We start from the raw sequence: 17152 nt of genomic DNA on the forward strand, positions 1-17152 counted from the left end.
AGAAAGACACTTCTGCTCGTTTTTATTCTAGTTAAAGCACGATTTCACCCACAGCACCAGACTGTCCCAAAGCTGAGCGAACCACGAGCCCTCTTCTACCGCTTGGCTGCTGACCAAGGGATAACTCGCCACGGTACTGTCATCGCTTTTCCAAACGACCTTACCAATCTCATCTCCTTGCGCGATCGGCGCAATCAACGGTTCATTTAACACCACACTCTTATCAAGCCCAGCCGTCATTGAACGAGGCAGAGTGAGATAGGCATCTTTAGCAAAGAGCGCCTCAACTTGATTGGTATTTCCCTTCCAAACGCGAACTTTAGACTCAACTTGGCCTTGCTTAGCAACTTGCTTGGTGTCATAAAAGCGAAAACCATAGCTGAGTAGATTCTTCGATTGGCTGATCCGAGCCTGTTTACTTGGCGTACCCATCACCACCGAGATAAGGCGCATTCTTCCTTCTTTGGCCGAGCTCACCAAGCTGTATCCGGCATTGCTGGTGTAGCCGGTTTTTCCCCCGTCGACATCAATGGAATTGTCCCACAGCAATTTATTGCGGTTGTACTGTGTAATGTCGTTCCACTTGAAGACTTTCTCACTGTATAGCGCATACACATCAGGAACATCGCTGATGATCGACTGCATGAGTTTTGCCATATCGGTTGGTGAGGTTTGGATGCCATCACTATCAAGACCATGGGAGTTCACAAAATAGGTGTCTTGCAGTCCTAATTTCTCCGCCCAACCATTCATCAAGGCGACAAAGCCGCGTTCACTGCCTGCAACGTGCTCAGCCAGTGCAACGCACGCGTCATTTCCTGATTGGATGATCACGCCGCGCATTAAGTTCGCAACACTAATTTCATCTTTCGGTTTGATGAACATTTTAGAAGAACCGGGAAACTTGGCCGACCACGCGTTTTCGCTCACGGTGACAACATCATCCCATTTCAAACGCCCCGCTTTGATTTCTTGTCCAACTACATAAGCGGTCATCAACTTGGTTAAACTCGCCGGAGCAAGGCCTGCTCGCCCGTTATGCTCGGCAATAATGGCACCGGATTGAAAGTCCATTAATACGTAGCCTTTTGCCTGTAACTGAGGTGGGTGGGGCGTAACAACGGCAAAAGTAGGTACGCTTATTAAACAAGTCACAATTGTCCATCGAGCCAGTGACACTTTCATCCGACTTCCTCCATGCTCTTACTTTGTCGCTACTCTATTGAGCATAGCTCACTCAACCAGTTGCACCAGTCGCTAATCGTTTCATTTTCTTGAACTTACATTGATTTGACCAAGGTATAGAACTGAAGAGGCGATTGGGAAATAGCATTGGTTCTTCATGCCATTCGCAGTAAAGTAGCGCTACCCCTCAATAAGGAAATAAAGATAACAATGAACGCTCAATCATTTATCGACGCAGGATTGCATTACACTCCCCACAGTTTTACCGTTCCTCTGGATTACCAAGACGCGAGCAAAGGCACCATTGAAATCTTCGCCCGTGCGGTTTGCCTAGTCGGCGACGAAGAATCGACCAAACCTTGGTTGGTTTACTTTCAGGGCGGGCCGGGCTTTCCCTCTCCGCGTCAAAACGGCAATAGCGGCTGGGTAAAACGCGCGCTGCAAGAGTACCGAGTTTTGCTTCTCGACCAGCGCGGTACGGGCAACAGCAGCGTAATTAATCATCAGACGCTTGCTCACCTCACGCCAGAGCAACAAGCAGACTACTTGAGCCACTTCCGAGCGGATAACATCGTGCGCGACGCGGAATACATTCGTGAGCAATTTGGCGTCGAAAAATGGGCGATCTTAGGTCAAAGCTTTGGTGGTTTTTGTTCCCTCACCTATTTGTCTTTGTTCCCAGACAGCTTGCTGCAAAGCTACATCACGGGTGGCGTGCCATCAGTCTCGCGTCATGCCGACGATGTGTATGAAGCTACCTTCAAACGCACCATGGAGAAAAACCAAGCGTTCTTCCAACAATTTCCCAATGCACAGCAACTTTGCCAAAACATTGCGAATCACTTGCTGGAAAATGAAGAGTACCTACCAAATGGTCAACGCTTCACGGTGGAGCAATTTCAACAAATCGGCATCAACTTTGGTGTGAGTGATACTTTCTTGCCGACTTACTATTGGCTAGAAAGCGCGTTGATTGAAGTGGACGGCAAACCACAACTTCGCTATGAGTTCTTGAACGATATGTTGGCGCAGCAAAACTTCCAAACCAACCCGATCTACGCCATTTTGCATGAATCGATTTACTGCCAAGGCTTTGCATCGAATTGGAGTGCGCACCGTGTTCGCCAAACCCGACCAGAGTTTAATTATGAACCTGGCCAGCCCTTTTACTTTACGGGGGAAATGGTCTTCCCTTGGATGTTCGACCAATACGTCAACCTTAAACCACTAAAAGACGCCGCCGAAATATTGGCCGCGAAAGACGATTGGGCTGCGCTGTACGATCAAACACAATTGGCTCAAAATAAAGTGCCTGTCAGTTGCGCCGTTTACGCCGATGATATGTTTGTTGAAATGGATATCAGCCGAGAGACGCTCGCGTTAATCCCAAATTCAAAAGCATGGATCACCAACGAGTACGAGCACAACGGTTTGCGTGCCGACGGTGAACGCATTCTCGACAGGCTCATTGCCATGGGAAAACAGACCGCAGCTACGTTGAAATAAGCACGACAGACGTTAAAAAACGCCTTTTTAGTATTTGGTGAAAAGGCGTTTATAGCGGCTTATGAACTATGGCGATCAGTCTTTCACTCTTTTGCTCATCATTTTGGTCATCACGCGATAACCCATCTTATGATAGAAATCTTCACCTTCATGATTAAACGATGCGACGGTTAAACCAATTTCTTCAATACCTTGATTGCACAAATCGCTTTCGATTTTATCCATGAGCGACAAGCCTATTCCTAAGTTACGATGACTTTCCAACACCACCAACTCGTTAACGAAGCCAACGCGCTTTGCAACAGAAACCATCGAGTCAATATCTCGAACGGTACCAGAGATAAATCCAACGACTTGTCGATGTGAGCAAGCGATAAAGGCGATCATTCTGTCATCGAAATACTTGTCAAAGACGCCACGTTCTTCCCTTAGCTGCGCCATTTCTTCGGGTGATCGGTAGAAGTTAGGCTCGGCTTCATAGTGAGAGGTATCGAGCTCTACCAATAATCCTTTGAGTAAAGGGATATCTTCTTCTCTCAGCCTTCTGATGTGAAACTGCTGCATGTCCTTTTCCTGCGAACTGATGGTTTTATTGTCATTTTGGCTTTCGCTCATCACCTATTTAGGTAGAAATATAAAGCCTAGCTAAAGTACAAATTTCAACCAACCATGTCGAGTTTGATTTCCCTTTCCTCCTTTTGTTTTTGCCAAGAGTTTGAACACATACCGGATTTGTCTCGCTGCCGAGCGATTAGCCATCCAGCATCGTCTCTCTTCGGACAAGAATATCCGTAAATTTTGTCCGTATTTCCGACTAATTTACTCAGGTATACTCCGAGCCGCTAAAATTTAAAGGTCATCGACCACCTGTTTTTATAAAGGAAATCTCATGAGTCAGTATGTAGTCTGTGCGCTGTACAAGTTTGTGGAGCTGAATAACTATCAAGAGCTACGCGAGCCATTACTTGCGTTGATGGAAAAACACCATATTCGCGGCACGTTACTGCTGGCTGGGGAAGGTATCAATGGTACGGTCGCCTCTGACCGCGCGGGTATTGATACACTGCTTGAGTGGCTAAATACTGAGCCTCGTTTAACGGGCACGGTCTACAAAGAATCTTACTCTGAAACGCAACCATTCAACCGCACCAAAGTGAAGCTGAAAAAAGAGATCGTGACATTGGGTGTTGAAGGCATCGATCCTCGCCATGTGGTAGGTACGTATGTGAAGCCTCAAGATTGGAACGATCTGATCGCCGATCCAGAAGTGTTTGTGGTGGATACTCGCAACGATTACGAAATCGAAATCGGTACCTTCAAAGGGGCTGTAAACCCAAATACTGAAACGTTCCGTGAGTTCCCAGGCTATGTGAAAGAAAACATGGATCCGGCAAAACACAAGAAAGTTGCGATGTTCTGTACAGGTGGTATCCGCTGTGAGAAATCAACCGCTTACATGAAAGAGCAAGGCTTTGAGGAAGTTTACCACCTAGAAGGCGGCATTCTTAAATACCTTGAAGAAGTACCACAAGAAGAGAGCATGTGGGAAGGCGATTGTTACGTGTTTGACGGTCGTGTGGCTGTCAACCACCAGCTTGAGAAAGCCGATTACGATTTGTGTAACGCTTGTCGATTACCGATCACAGACGAAGACAAGCAGTCTGAATTGTTCGAGCAAGGCGTGAGCTGCCCGAAATGTCACGGCAAACATTCAGAAGAGCAAGTTGCGCGATTCCGCGAGCGCGAAAAGCAAGTTTCATTAGCCGATCAACGAGGCGAGCAGCACGTTGGTGGTGAAAGTGCTAAGCAACGTGCGCAGCGACGCGAAGCAAAGCTAGCGAAAAAAGCAGCTCAACGTAAACAAGCTTAAGTGACTCAAAGGCTTTGGCGGGCCTTATCCCATATAGCCCGCCCTCTTTTTTTACAATCACTATTTATTCACTTTCCCACTAACATTCAAGCAAAACATTTACGTTTCAAATCGAACTCGACAACAGTAAACACACCTAAAAAAACCACCAAGAGCACAATCGCACTTAGCCCTGAGCACTTCCCCCTCATCAGTGCTAGCAGCAAAACAAACTCAAAAACCATACCAATAGAATGCTCAGAATTTCATTCATAAAATCAATTAAAAACACCTAAAAATAAATATTTTCAGATAGTTAAATTACATACAATTACAAAGGTCATTCGTTTATTTAGCAAATGGATATTAAATTGCGAGAACGATTCCACAAGGAGATGAATTATTTTTATTTGCCCAGATTCATACGCTACATTCCGAGTGCTCAATCACATTTCGGCAAACCATTCGAAAGGATGGGACGCAAAGCTTCCGGTCTTCCAGCACTGCTTAACTAGTCAACACTAGTGCTTAAGATAGCGGGGTTGCCACTTTCTATCTGTATCTAATGAGTTCCAATCAGATGCGGATGAGAGTGCTCTGCATGCGCCGAGTTGTGGCATTCATTTGTCAGCCAAACAAGAGGACGTGTAATGAAATCATTCCCTAATAAATCGCTCGTTGCCCTTGCTATCGCAAGCATGAGCTCTGGTGTCTTAGCACACGGTTACGTATCGGAATCCAACGATGGCGTCGCAGCAAGTCGTGCAGCGCTGTGTAAGTACCCAACATCGGATACCAATGAAAGAAACACTAACTGTGGCGCAATTCAATATGAACCACAAAGCGTCGAAGGCCCTGATGGCTTCCCAGAGACAGGCCCTCGCGACGGGAAAATTGCCAGCGCAGAAACGGCTTTAGCAGCTGCACTAGACGAACAAACCGCCGACCGCTGGGTAAAACGTCCGATAAAATCTGGTACACAAACGTTTGAATGGACTTTTACAGCAAACCACGTGACTCGTGATTGGAAATACTACATCACAAAACCGAATTGGAACCCGAACGCTTCATTGTCACGCGACTCGTTCGATCTCAACCCTTTCTGTGTGGTTGACGGCAATATGGTTCAACCACCAAAACAGATGAGCCACCAATGTAACGTGCCTGAACGCGAGGGGTACCATGTCATCCTTGTGGTATGGGATGTGGGTGATACCGCTGCATCATTCTACAACGTTATCGATGTCAAATTTGATGGTGACGACCCTGTGATTCCTGAGTGGACTCAAGGTGGCCAAATCATCCCTACTATGAATCTAAAGGTTGGCGATTCGGTTTACACTCGCGTGTTTGATCAATCTGGTGAGAACGTTGCGTACCGCACTGAACTAGCAATTAGTAACGACGCACTCACTCAAGCGAAAAACTGGTCTTACGCCTTGGCGAGTAAAATCAACCAAGAGCAAACTAAGCTTCAAGCTGGTCAATATTCGGAAGACAAGTTCACGCCAGTGTACGGCACGAACCCAATTTACCTGCAATCAAACAGTGGCCTTGAGCGTGTTGAAATTGGCTACAATATTGAAACGCCAGTACCTGACTATTCACTCACGGTTGATGGTCTTGCTAGTGAGTACATAATTGGTACAGAGCTAACCGCTTTAGACCTCACTCTTACCGCAGAGGGCGACTTAACCGCCGAGTTAACGGTTTACAATCATCATCGCGAACCACTAGCAAGTTGGACGGGTTCAATTCAAGATGGTGCAAGCGAACAAGTAGAACTCACGCTGAGCAAATCAGAACCGGGGCACCACATGTTAGTGACCCGCATTAAAGATACCGATGGCAACCTTGTCGATCAGCAAACTCTGGATTTCCATCTAAAAAGTGAGGAAGTCACCCCACCACCATCAGGCGAATACGACTTTGTATTCCCAGAGGGGCTTTCTAGCTACACAGCAGGTACAAAAGTGTTAGCAAGCGACGGCGCGATTTATCAATGTAAACCATTCCCTTACTCTGGCTACTGCGTACAGTGGAGTGAGAGTGCAACACAATTTGAGCCAGCGACAGGCTCACACTGGGAAATGGCTTGGGATAAACTGAACTAATCTCGCAGACGATAGACGTAAAGAACCCCGCCAATCGCGGGGTTCTTTTTACTTTATCAATCACTGCGAGTTAAAGACAAAAGTGGCAGTTTTCTCGACTTAAACCATAACCACCAGACAGATTGGTGATATGAGTTCTGCCTTCTTGAAGCCCCATTTCATACCCTTCGAGTAGAACGGATTGGCGCATCGACAAGCGTTGCACATGAAAGTCATCCGGCGGTGCAATCACTCTCACGCGGGTTCCTTGTGGTGGATTGCGGATAAATTCCAAGGACTCATTGTAGTTCTCTGAACGATGCAACATCGCTTCTACCATTTTAGGATGTTCAGAAAACAACTTGTTCATTAACCAAGTATTTTTTACTGGTTTTTTGGAGTAATTCAGCGGGTGCGATAGCACAACCGTGATGTCTCGCGCTCCTCTTCGGTAAGCTTCTCGAACCGGAATAGAATCCGCCACACCACCATCGGTATAACAACCACCAGAAAAACACGGAGTATGTTTGTAAGCAATCGGCAATGCTGTTGTCGCTTCTATCGCATGATGGAAATTTTCTCGCGTCACTCGATAGTAGTCCGCTTTACCTGTGTCCACATTCGTGGTGGCCGCAAAAAAAGGAATGCCTTCAAAAAGCTTTTTCTCATCGACGGGATACAAACGGTTGGACTCTTCAAACAGCCATTTTACATCAATCAAATCGCCACCTTTGAGGAAACGGGTCGGGTCGAAAAAGCGCTTGCTGGTCGCGAGCTTTGTAATCACATTTATACTGCGGTGCGGGTAATCGGTCAGATAACCAATCAAATTAGATGCGCCTGCCGACACACCAATCGCAAAATCAAATGGCTTATAATCTCGCTCTAGAAATGCGTCTAACACGCCACTGGCAAAGACGCCGCGCATCGCTCCACCTTCCACTACAATTGCTTTCGTTGCCATGTTTCCCCCATTAATTTCTCGGAAAAGAGTAATGAAATTCGTGCATTAGCAACAATTGGTTATTCTTATTATTGAAATAGGTGAAGTCTATGTATTTCTGCCTTAGAAAATGAAAACTAAAGATCAAAAAATCCACACTTATGACGCAACACAAGTGTGGATTTGGGAAATATGGGAAGAGTTAGGCAAACACGGTTTTGTAGGCTTCGCCAGCACCATCGATGAACATTTGGGTGCCGATAACCGCCAAAATCAGGCCCATCATTTTTGTCACCACATTCAAAGCACTAGGCCCTACCGCTTTGACCAGTTTGTCCCCAAACAGGAACAATATGTAGGTGATGATACAAAGAACCGCAAATGAAACGATGGTAATAATGGTTTGGTCAAAACCACCTGTGGTCGCAAAGTTCATCGCTGTCGCAATCGTACCCGGCCCCGCGAGTATTGGCATCGCCAACGGTGATACGGCAATACTCAAGGCTGCCTGTTGCTGCGCAGGCGAATACGCTTTTTCCTTGGTTTTTTGATGCGTGGAATCTCCTTGCAACATATTAAAACCTATCATGAAGACTAAGATCCCCCCAGTAATGCGCAGCGCATAAAGGGTGATACCAAAGAGGTCGAAAATCACTTTTCCTGCGATGGCAAAAATAGCCACGATGACAAAAGCAATAAACACCGAACGAAGTGCGATTGATCGAACGGTCTCTTTATCTTCATCCGCCGTGAGGCTCAAAAAGATAGGAATATTGGCAATGGGATTCATAATCGCAAAAAAGCCCATGAACACCGTGACAGTATGAAGTATCAGCTCTTTCATCTTCCCAACGCAGATAAACTATTGATTCTAAAAACAGTATATACCTTCACAAACAGAATGCGCGCCGTTTCCCCAGTCTGAACTCAAACTTATGCTCTAAGGCACATTTTTTCTTTCGCGATAGTTTACCCATTCATTAAATACCGCTAAGGTGAACGCTCAGCCTAACAATAGAACAAAGGATGTTAAGTCATCATGAACAGTACGATCCAAACCATTCTTGGCCACCGTTCCATTCGTAAATTTACCTCACAGCCTATCGATAAAGAGCAACTGGAAACCATCCTTCAAGCGGGTCTTGCCGCATCCTCATCCAGTATGTTGCAGGTAGTATCAATTGTTAGAGTCACGGACACAGAGAAGAGATCACAACTAGCGAAATTTGCAGGGAATCAAGCATACGTTGAAAGCGCGGCAGAGTTCTTGGTGTTCTGTATCGACTACCAGCGTCACACCAGTATTAATCCTGGTATTCAAGCCGATTTCACAGAGTTAACGCTAATAGGCGCCGTAGACTCTGGAATCATGGCTCAAAACTGCTTATTGGCAGCAGAATCGATGGGCTTGGGGGGCGTATACATTGGCGGTTTAAGAAATAATGCTCAGCAAGTGGATGAGCTACTGGGGCTACCCCAGAATACCGCCATCCTATTTGGTATGTGTTTGGGCCACCCAGATCAAAACCCAGAAGTTAAGCCTCGCCTACCTGCACACGTAGTGGTGCACGAGAACCAGTACCAAGATCTCAACTTAGATGACATTCAAGAATACGACCAAACGATGCAGAACTACTATGCAAACCGCTCAAGCAATCAAAAACAAAGTACGTGGTCACAAGAAGTTACGAGCAAGTTAGCTGGTGAGTCTCGTCCGCATATTCTTCCGTATTTGAATGGAAAGGGGTTAGCAAAGAAGTGACCATGCTGAAAGACAACGAAACAAAAATGAGATATGAGTCACATTATTGATAATCCTATTTAATACAACGAGATAATTAGTCGGTAGATTTTCTTGGTTGTATTTTAGAAAGAAAACACTACATATAGAGCTAATAAACAAAATTTGAGCTAATTGAACAAGTTTTTTATCCACAATATGAAATCTTGTAAATAAAAACATAAAAATACGATATTTATCTGGACACTTGCTGAATTTCTGTCTATTGCTCTAGTCATTGAAATTCATTAGAGTTCGCGTCTCCAGATGCAACCAATTCCTTATTGAGCGCTTTATAAATAAAAAGAAGTAGTGCCTATAAGATTATGTTGTGAAGTTTTTTCTGGAGAAGGATGTTGCTACCAGCAACTCGCTCTTTACGTCAGATGAATGAAAAAACATGAATTTCAAACATAAAAAGCTAGCTAGTTTAGTGCTTTCCTCAGTACTTCTTTCTGGATGTACTGTACCCGGTAGTCACCTTTCCACAGATGGAAAAAACTTCGTCGAAGACAGCAATGTTAGTCGCACTTCTGATTTCAATGTTTTTCCACTTACACTTGATAAAGTATCTCAACTTAAAAGTTTGGGAATAGAAGCCAAATCCAACCCTGAGCTAGATCGCCAACTTAGCGCTTATGAGTATGAGGTTGGCCCTGGAGATATACTAAACATTACTATTTGGGATCACCCAGAACTAACTATTCCTGCTGGTTCTTATCGCAGCTCTGCTGAAGCGGGTAACTGGGTACATGCTGATGGTACTATCTTCTATCCATATATAGGTATTGTTGATGTTGCGGGTAAAAACGTTCGTCAAATTCGTGCAGATATTTCTCGTCGATTAGCAAAGTACATAGAAAGTCCTCAAGTGGATGTCAGCGTCGCCGCTTTTCGTTCGAAAAAATCCTACATAACTGGTGAGGTAAATAATCCGGGACAACAACCAATCACCAATATCCCACTGACCTTGTTAGATGCAATTAACCGTGCAGGTGGATTAGCCGAAAACGCCGACTGGAAAAATGTAACACTGACAAGAAACGGCATTGTTGAAAACATATCTCTTTATGCGCTGATGCAAGAAGGCGACCTCACTGAAAATAGGCTACTTCAACCAGGTGATATCATCCATGTGCCAAGAAATGATTCGCAAAAGGTTTTCGTTATGGGTGAAGTTAACGACCCTAAACTACTGAAAATAGATCGCGCTGGCATGAGCCTTACGGAAGCTCTGAGTAACGTTGGCGGTATTAATCAGATATCAGCGGATGCGACAGGTGTATTCGTAATTAGGAGGTCACAAGACGCAGGTTCACTGGGCGACATATATCAACTTGATGTCTCCGATGCGGCAGCGCTCGTTATTGGTACTGAATTTGCTCTCAAACCGTATGACATCGTTTATGTCACTGCGGCGCCTATCAGTCGTTGGAATCGCGTTATTGCACAGCTAGTACCTACCATCTCAGGCTTCAATGAACTTACAGAAGGCGTCCTTCGAGTCAGGACTTGGCCATAGAAAAAGCATTCTGAAGGGCTTGTTTGAACACAAACAAGTCATTCAAACGTTGTCTATAAGAAGGAGCAAAACATGTTTTCGAACATTCTTGTCGTGTGTGTAGGTAATATTTGTCGCTCCCCCACAGGCGAGCGGTTACTACAGCAACTACTCCCAGATAAACAGATTTCTTCGGCGGGTATTGCCGTAGAAAAAAGTCGCCTAACCGGAAAACCAGCAGATGAAACCGCCAGACTTGTCGCGTCAGAACGTGGTATCTACCTGCTAGACCACAAAGCACAGCAGCTAACCGCTCAGTTGTGCGCAAAGCAAGACCTAATATTGGTGATGGAACAAGGTCATATCGATGCTTTGACGGAGCTGGTACCGGAGGCTAGAGGTAAAGCAATGTTATTTGGTCACTGGATAGGTTCCGTGGATATTCCAGATCCATACAGACAGAGTAGAGAAGCCTTTGAACATGCATTATCTCTGATTGAAAATGCTGCTCATGCATGGGCAAAAAAAATATAAATTCAGATCACTTGGCGAAATATAAAATAATGGCTAACCAAACAATACAATCATCTGCTCTTGCTGATGATGAGATCGACCTAGGCAAGCTCTTCGGCATATTGATAGACGCGAAATGGTTTATCATCAGCATTACACTCTTTTTTGCAACATTAGGTATCGCGGTCGCGTTGCTATCAACTCCGATTTACAAAGCCGACGCGTTAATACAAATCGAAAAGAAGAGTTCAGGTGGTATCTCGGCGATGGTCGGTGACATGGGAGAACTCTTTTCTGCCGAATCATCTGCAACTACAGAAATTGAAATAATTAAATCGAGAATGATTCTTGGCGATACCGTTGATAAGTTTAACTTAACAACCATTGCCACTCCTGATTACTTACCTTTTGTTGGTAAAGGTCTAGCACGAATCAACGGTACTCAAAACTACATTTCTTTGACCACGTTTGAAGTACCTCGAACGGCTAGAGGGTTATCTCATCAACTGATTGCTACAGATGTCGAGAAAGGTCAATTCAGCCTAATGCTTGAAGACCAAATGGTACTTTCTGGTTCAGTTGGTCAACTGATTGAGATGAATGGCTATCGTGTAAAAGTGAACCAGCTCAATGCTCAAAATGAAGATACTTTTACAATAAGTAAAATAAGCAAGTTAGATGCTATCAACAAGTTAGCTTCACAACTTTCTATTTCAGAGAGAGGTAACCAAACAGGTATTGTGTCTCTAAGCATTGAAGGTGAATACCCAGACCACAATCAGCTTGTTTTAAATGATGTTGTTCAAAACTATTTTTTGCAGAATGTTAGAAGAAACTCAGCTGAAGCTGAGCAGAGCCTCAACTTCCTTAAAGGTCATTTACCCGAGATTAAGGACAAGCTAACTATTTCAGAAGATACATTGAACAGTTTTAGACAAGAAAACGAATCTATCGATTTAAATCTCGAAGCACAATCTACTCTAAAAGTGATGGTGGCACTTGAAGCCCAACTTAATGAGTTAACATTTAAAGAAAGTGAAATCAGTCAAAAATTCACCCAAGACCACCCAGCTTATAAATCGCTGTTAGACAAACGTCAGACATTACTGCAAGAGAAAGAGCGTCTTAACAAACAAGTTCAAAAACTGCCAAAAACACAGCGCGAAGTCTTGCGTATGACTCGTGATGTCGAAGTAAACCAGCAAATCTACATCCAACTTTTGAATAAAGTTCAAGAGCTAAATATCATAAAAGCTGGCACCGTGGGTAATGTGCGTATTATTGACAATGCACAATCTTACGCCGTTCCTATTAAACCGAAAAAACCTTTGATTGTGGTTTTGGCTACTCTTCTTGGAGGCATGGTAGCTGTCGCATTTGTTCTGGTAAAAACCGCGTTTCATCGTGGAGTGACTTCTCCTGATGTAATTGAGCAAACTGGAATATCTGTATATGCAAGTGTTCCTAAATCGGCACAACAATTGGAAGTCGCGAACAAGCTAAAACGCAAAAACAACAAAGACTTACTTCTTTTAGCAAATGCCAATCCAGCAGATCTATCAATTGAAGCACTACGTGGACTTCGAACCAGCTTACACTTCGCAATGTTGGAAGCCAAAAACAATGTCTTAATGATTTCAGGCCCAGCGCCTTCCATTGGTAAGACGTTCGTATCAACCAACTTTGCTGCCGTTGCGGCTAAAACGGGTCAAAAAGTCCTTTTGGTGGATGCTGACATGCGAAAAGGTTATTTACAGCAATGTTTTGGCCTCACAGCAGAGCAAGGGTTATCTGACTTACTAAGTGGAAAAATTGATCGAGCAACCGCAATCAAACCAAGTCAAGTTGAAAACTTGGATGTGGTTACTCGCGGTCAAGTACCACCAAATCCATCAGAGCTTTTGATGCATCCACGATTTGTTGAATTTGTAGAACAAGTATCAAAAGAATACGATCTAGTCATCATCGATACACCGCCTGTACTTGCAGTAACGGATCCAAGCATCGTTGGTGCACTTGCTGGCACCACATTGATGGTAGCTCGCTTTGACCAAACGACATTGAAAGAAATTGAGGTAGCACGTGGTCGCTTCGAGCAATCAGGTGTAGAAGTTAAAGGTGTGATTCTCAATGCGGTTGAGAAAAAAGCATCTAACTCATACGGCTATGGATACGGCTACTACAACTACGCGTACAAAAGCGAATCATGAATTAATCTAGATCGCTAATTTGACCAAATATGACAAAGCCCTGCTAGAAACAGCAGGGCTTTGTCTATTGCACTCTTAATTGCTTATACGTCAACAAACTGAGCGAGACAAAGAATATTGGGTCACTCCAACCAAAACCGACAAATACTCCTGTAATGCCGGCATAGGTAGTAATCACTGCCCCTAACCCATTAGTAATCAATAATGCTTTAAACAGCTGTTTCGCAGTCTTACCAGATTCCACATCACGTAGCATCAAACTCACCGCAGCGATTCCACCTAAAAAGATCGATGTATGTTGCGATAAAAACAGCGCGTATTGGTCGTTAATTTGTACGCCATACATCGGCCACATCATGGTTGGTACAAAAAACAACGCGAAAGCGAATACCGTATATATGACACCATGAACGGTTAGAAAAGCGCGGTTAGTCATCATCCCCTTATCCTCCAATCGGCCCTTGATTGATCGTCGTTAACGGCACATTGATATCGAAGATTTGACCTCGCACTTCGACTACGCCCATTTTTCGTAAGCGTGCGGCATGCATTTCGAGATAAGCTTGCGCCGTGGCTTCATCTTCAAAAAGATAGATACCACCACCGAGTTTGTCTTTTTCGCTTTCCGTCCAAATTTTCCAAATCATGCCCGGCTCTTGGTTAATCGACTTAGCTAAGTCGACCAAAGCATTCGACATCTCTTCACCAAACGGACCATGAAATTCAAAATCAACTTGCAATAATTTAGCCATCTTGAGTCTCCTCTTCTTACTGACTCGCTTTCGATGACAAGATTATTACCTTTATAAAACTGACAAAAAAGTTCATAATTTTGCCATTAACCGTCTAAAAAATTGACTTATGAGACTAAAAACGACCTTAGAACAATGGCAAACGCTACAAGCGATTGATCAAGAAGGCAGCATTCAATCCGCAGCTTTGCTGCTCAACAAGAGCCATACCACATTGATCTACTCGGTGAGGAAGTTAGAAGACCAACTTGGTATTCAACTTATCGAAGTACGAGGGCGCAAAGCAGGTTTGACTGAGCACGGCAAAGCCATACTGCGTCGTGCACAATCCATGCTTGAACAAGCGCGGGAACTGGAGGTCATCAGCGAGCAGTTAAAAAGTGGGGTGGAATCTCAAATCACGGTCGCAGTAGATCATCTTTGTGACCCTTGTTGGCTTTATGCACCACTCAGTCAATTTTTGGAGGACAACAACACGACCTCCGTTCAAGTGGTTGAAACGTCACTGAGCAAAACAACCGAAATGGTCGTAAATGAGCTCGCTGACATCGCAATCATCAACTTACCGATAACCAACTACCCTGCCGAAGCATTTGGCGTAACAACCATGCTGCCTGTAATCGCAGCACACCATCCACTCGCTAAAAAGCCGCATGTTTCCATCGACGATTTTACAACCACCAGCCAAATTGTCATCCGTGACTTAGGCGATTCAGACAAAACGAAAAGAGATGTGGGTTGGTTACGCGCACGTCAGCGTATTACCGTCGATAACTTCGACCACGCTTTTCACGCCGTAGAGCAAGGCGCTGGATTTTGTCGTCTACCAGCGCACTTAGTCGCAGCCCGCGAGAGCGATAAAATTAAAGTATTGGAGATCGAACACTCCCATCAATATCAAGTTGCGCTGCACCTCACTTTGCCCAAAGGAGCCAAAAGTGGTCCTGCGACTCAAGCGCTTTATCGTACTTTACTCAAAAGTGTAGAAACTCGAGCCTAGCGACAGTGGTATTGAGTTGAATCGCTAGTGTTATCGCCTATTGATTCTCCCTAAATATAGAGAAACGGCCATTTTGTGACGCTACACTCTCACAAAAGGTTGCACGAAGGATAGCGACCACCTACTATCACTCTGCTCATGCCTAAAGCACCCAACACTCGCGGAAAGAACTCGGTTCACGGCAATATCCTCACCTGCTTGGTTTAGCAGGCACAATCTGTTTTTACCTTCTTTTTAGCTTCTATTTAGGCGAGTGTGGAAGAAATAAGAAAGGTAAAATATGAACTCTACAAATAGCTTCTCGATCAATATCAATCAGCAAAAATCCATTGCTAAAAAAAGGCTCAAAGCTATCCGCCTATACGATAACGCTACGTTGGAGTTAGTTAAGCGATTTCACTCCAAACCAGAATCTTTGGCTCCCAGTACAATTCAATTGGCTGACGTTCAACATGCACTCGCAAGAGAACTGGGCTTATCCAGTTGGAGTAAACTAAAAGCTCATATCAAAGAGCTAGAAGCGCACAAACTAGCCATCAAAGAACAAAAACCGCCCCTAGATGCGAAAGTAAAAACGCTACACGTTCGTTGTGGCCACGACATTCAACAACAACTTAAAGCCAGCGGATTTGAAGGGACATTTTTAGCCCTGCTCGATCCGCTTTGTATTGGCCCCATACCAGCAACACCGCAGAACTTCCTTGCCATTCGTGCCCAATATGTCGTAGAGACTCTGCTGCCCGTGATGAAGCGTGAAGACTCGGTTCAAGATATAGTCACATTGGAACAATCAAACCTCGATCTGTTGCAAAGTGATGTATTTGAACGAATCGTCTTTTGGGTCGAACATGACAGCTATGATCAATTGATGCTAATTCGTGCTCTAACACTGTTAGAGAATGTAGAGAACAAAGTGATAGAGATCATTGAGTTGAACCAGTTCCCGGGTACTGAGCGATTCATCGGCTTTGGGCAGTTGCCTGAAGAAGCTATTCGTTCTTGTTGGCGATATCGTACCCCCGTATCTGCTAAGTTATTGAGCCAAGCAAAGCAGTGTTGGCAAGCAGTGTCATGTTCCTCACCAAAAGCTATCGTCAGTTTGATAGAGCAACATCAACTGGATTGCTTACCGAACATGTCCGATGTGCTTAGGCGTCTCTTGCAAGAACTGCCTCATACCAATAGCGGTTTGAGCATGACTCAACAGCTTGCTTTAAATGTATTGAGTTCACAGCGTTCACCCATCTCTGTAACAGAGTGGTTCAAGCGGTATCAGCAAATTGAACCGCTACCTTTTTTAGGTGATGTCATGTTTTACGCCCTACTGTTTCCACTTACTCAATCCGAAGTGCCGCTTTTCGCTATCGACTCAGTAGAGAAAAATTGGTGGGAACAAAAAGTTACTTTGACCGAATTTGGCAAAGCGTGTTTAACAGGCCAAAAGCGAGCAAAGCAATGTTACTGGGTGGGCGGAGTGCGAATAAGCGAACATAATCATTGGTGTTGGGATCACCAACGCACCTCCACACTATCTCACTACAAAAAATCGTAATTACGCAACCTTGAGCTGTGATGCTATTGACTGTAGTGAGCATTAGCATCGCCGTCTAGATCCAAATACTATTACGACCTATCACCTATTTCACACTGCATAAACCGTAACTATTTATGCAAAAATCAGTTTCCGCCTCGAAGATATGCACATCATTCCTTATTTAACCGAAATGTAAGAATTCATTTCTATCGGTTGTATGTTCGATAAAAGTGTTAAAACTTGAAGTTTTCAACCATCCATTTCGTTACAATTTAGTTAAAGTTCT

Annotated in this window: 15 protein-coding genes and 1 riboswitch; of the genes, 9 read left to right on the forward strand and 6 right to left on the reverse strand. The window is 44.3% G+C overall.

All coding sequences use genetic code 11. From position 1 onward, the window contains the following. Nucleotides 1–27: 27 nt before the first annotated feature. Nucleotides 28–1185: a D-alanyl-D-alanine carboxypeptidase family protein gene (locus tag DYB02_RS19445; protein ID WP_029845754.1), complete on the reverse strand. Its 1158-nt coding sequence runs from the start codon at nucleotides 1183–1185 to the stop codon at nucleotides 28–30. A gap of 210 nt (nucleotides 1186–1395) precedes the next feature. Here DYB02_RS19445 and DYB02_RS19450 point away from each other — a divergent pair, with 210 nt between their 5' ends. Next, on the forward strand, nucleotides 1396–2691 hold the full coding sequence (locus DYB02_RS19450; RefSeq protein ID WP_029806218.1) for an alpha/beta fold hydrolase: 1296 nt from the start codon (nucleotides 1396–1398) through the stop codon (nucleotides 2689–2691). A 75-nt stretch (nucleotides 2692–2766) separates the two neighbouring features. On the opposite strand, the gene DYB02_RS19455 is transcribed toward DYB02_RS19450, so the two are convergent. Further along, nucleotides 2767–3255 carry a GNAT family N-acetyltransferase gene (locus DYB02_RS19455; protein WP_029806219.1) on the reverse strand — a complete coding sequence of 163 codons (489 nt, stop codon included), beginning with the start codon at nucleotides 3253–3255 and terminating at the stop codon, nucleotides 2767–2769. Nucleotides 3256–3580: 325 nt separating this feature from the next. On the opposite strand from DYB02_RS19455, the gene trhO reads away from it, so the two are divergent. Together trhO and gbpA are read left to right on the forward strand one after the other, a co-directional pair. Then, nucleotides 3581–4561 (forward strand): oxygen-dependent tRNA uridine(34) hydroxylase TrhO, encoded by a 981-nt coding sequence (gene trhO / locus DYB02_RS19460; protein ID WP_021452926.1) that lies wholly within the window; start codon nucleotides 3581–3583, stop codon nucleotides 4559–4561. Between the two features lie 424 nt (nucleotides 4562–4985). Beyond that, nucleotides 4986–5090, forward strand: a riboswitch (cyclic di-GMP riboswitch). Nucleotides 5091–5190: 100 nt separating this feature from the next. Then, nucleotides 5191–6654: an N-acetylglucosamine-binding protein GbpA gene (gbpA, locus tag DYB02_RS19465; protein WP_029806221.1), complete on the forward strand. Its 1464-nt coding sequence runs from the start codon at nucleotides 5191–5193 to the stop codon at nucleotides 6652–6654. Nucleotides 6655–6724: 70 nt separating this feature from the next. Here gbpA and DYB02_RS19470 read toward each other — a convergent pair whose 3' ends face one another. Then, entirely contained in the window at nucleotides 6725–7597 is an 873-nt protein-coding gene (locus tag DYB02_RS19470) for a patatin-like phospholipase family protein (protein WP_029805755.1), read from the reverse strand. Nucleotides 7598–7778: 181 nt separating this feature from the next. After that, nucleotides 7779–8420, reverse strand: a complete 642-nt coding sequence (locus DYB02_RS19475; RefSeq protein ID WP_005458325.1) for a MarC family protein — start codon at nucleotides 8418–8420, stop codon at nucleotides 7779–7781. 195 nt (nucleotides 8421–8615) lie between these two features. On the opposite strand from DYB02_RS19475, the gene nfsA reads away from it, so the two are divergent. The 4 genes from nfsA to DYB02_RS19495 all read left to right on the forward strand — a co-directional run bounded on the left by nfsA (nucleotide 8616) and on the right by DYB02_RS19495 (nucleotide 13580). After that, nucleotides 8616–9338, forward strand: a complete 723-nt coding sequence (gene nfsA / locus DYB02_RS19480; RefSeq protein ID WP_029805757.1) for an oxygen-insensitive NADPH nitroreductase — start codon at nucleotides 8616–8618, stop codon at nucleotides 9336–9338. 418 nt (nucleotides 9339–9756) lie between these two features. Beyond that, nucleotides 9757–10878 (forward strand): polysaccharide export protein, encoded by a 1122-nt coding sequence (locus tag DYB02_RS19485; RefSeq protein ID WP_029805759.1) that lies wholly within the window; start codon nucleotides 9757–9759, stop codon nucleotides 10876–10878. Between the two features lie 72 nt (nucleotides 10879–10950). Beyond that, nucleotides 10951–11391, forward strand: a complete 441-nt coding sequence (locus DYB02_RS19490) for a low molecular weight protein-tyrosine-phosphatase (protein ID WP_005458338.1) — start codon at nucleotides 10951–10953, stop codon at nucleotides 11389–11391. A 29-nt stretch (nucleotides 11392–11420) separates the two neighbouring features. Further along, on the forward strand, nucleotides 11421–13580 hold the full coding sequence (locus DYB02_RS19495; RefSeq protein ID WP_024702183.1) for a polysaccharide biosynthesis tyrosine autokinase: 2160 nt from the start codon (nucleotides 11421–11423) through the stop codon (nucleotides 13578–13580). A 64-nt stretch (nucleotides 13581–13644) separates the two neighbouring features. On the opposite strand, the gene DYB02_RS19500 is transcribed toward DYB02_RS19495, so the two are convergent. Together DYB02_RS19500 and DYB02_RS19505 are read right to left on the reverse strand one after the other, a co-directional pair. Then, on the reverse strand, nucleotides 13645–14016 hold the full coding sequence (locus DYB02_RS19500) for a hypothetical protein (protein ID WP_021822061.1): 372 nt from the start codon (nucleotides 14014–14016) through the stop codon (nucleotides 13645–13647). Between the two features lie 7 nt (nucleotides 14017–14023). Next, complete coding sequence (locus DYB02_RS19505; protein WP_005499937.1) at nucleotides 14024–14332, reverse strand: monooxygenase; 309 nt, start codon at nucleotides 14330–14332, stop codon at nucleotides 14024–14026. A gap of 109 nt (nucleotides 14333–14441) precedes the next feature. Here DYB02_RS19505 and DYB02_RS19510 point away from each other — a divergent pair, with 109 nt between their 5' ends. Together DYB02_RS19510 and DYB02_RS19515 are read left to right on the forward strand one after the other, a co-directional pair. Continuing rightward, nucleotides 14442–15332: a LysR family transcriptional regulator gene (locus DYB02_RS19510; protein ID WP_029805762.1), complete on the forward strand. Its 891-nt coding sequence runs from the start codon at nucleotides 14442–14444 to the stop codon at nucleotides 15330–15332. Nucleotides 15333–15612: 280 nt separating this feature from the next. Further along, the gene (locus DYB02_RS19515) at nucleotides 15613–16884 is read left to right on the forward strand and encodes a DUF1835 domain-containing protein (protein WP_029845756.1); all 1272 of its coding nucleotides are present in this window, start codon (nucleotides 15613–15615) and stop codon (nucleotides 16882–16884) included. The last annotated feature ends 268 nt before the right edge of the window (nucleotides 16885–17152 follow it).

The organism is Vibrio parahaemolyticus, from assembly GCF_900460535.1.
In the GTDB taxonomy this organism is placed as follows: Bacteria; Pseudomonadota; Gammaproteobacteria; order Enterobacterales; family Vibrionaceae; genus Vibrio; species Vibrio parahaemolyticus.

Coding starts and splice junctions, on each gene's coding strand:
- DYB02_RS19445 (WP_029845754.1), bottom strand. CDS start 1,185: ATGAAAGTGTCACTGGCTCGATGGACAATTGTGACTTGTTTAATAAGC.
- DYB02_RS19450 (WP_029806218.1), top strand. CDS start 1,396: ATGAACGCTCAATCATTTATCGACGCAGGATTGCATTACACTCCCCAC.
- DYB02_RS19455 (WP_029806219.1), bottom strand. CDS start 3,255: ATGCAGCAGTTTCACATCAGAAGGCTGAGAGAAGAAGATATCCCTTTA.
- trhO (WP_021452926.1), top strand. CDS start 3,581: ATGAGTCAGTATGTAGTCTGTGCGCTGTACAAGTTTGTGGAGCTGAAT.
- gbpA (WP_029806221.1), top strand. CDS start 5,191: ATGAAATCATTCCCTAATAAATCGCTCGTTGCCCTTGCTATCGCAAGC.
- DYB02_RS19470 (WP_029805755.1), bottom strand. CDS start 7,597: ATGGCAACGAAAGCAATTGTAGTGGAAGGTGGAGCGATGCGCGGCGTC.
- DYB02_RS19475 (WP_005458325.1), bottom strand. CDS start 8,420: ATGAAAGAGCTGATACTTCATACTGTCACGGTGTTCATGGGCTTTTTT.
- nfsA (WP_029805757.1), top strand. CDS start 8,616: ATGAACAGTACGATCCAAACCATTCTTGGCCACCGTTCCATTCGTAAA.
- DYB02_RS19485 (WP_029805759.1), top strand. CDS start 9,757: ATGAATTTCAAACATAAAAAGCTAGCTAGTTTAGTGCTTTCCTCAGTA.
- DYB02_RS19490 (WP_005458338.1), top strand. CDS start 10,951: ATGTTTTCGAACATTCTTGTCGTGTGTGTAGGTAATATTTGTCGCTCC.
- DYB02_RS19495 (WP_024702183.1), top strand. CDS start 11,421: ATGGCTAACCAAACAATACAATCATCTGCTCTTGCTGATGATGAGATC.
- DYB02_RS19500 (WP_021822061.1), bottom strand. CDS start 14,016: ATGACTAACCGCGCTTTTCTAACCGTTCATGGTGTCATATATACGGTA.
- DYB02_RS19505 (WP_005499937.1), bottom strand. CDS start 14,332: ATGGCTAAATTATTGCAAGTTGATTTTGAATTTCATGGTCCGTTTGGT.
- DYB02_RS19510 (WP_029805762.1), top strand. CDS start 14,442: ATGAGACTAAAAACGACCTTAGAACAATGGCAAACGCTACAAGCGATT.
- DYB02_RS19515 (WP_029845756.1), top strand. CDS start 15,613: ATGAACTCTACAAATAGCTTCTCGATCAATATCAATCAGCAAAAATCC.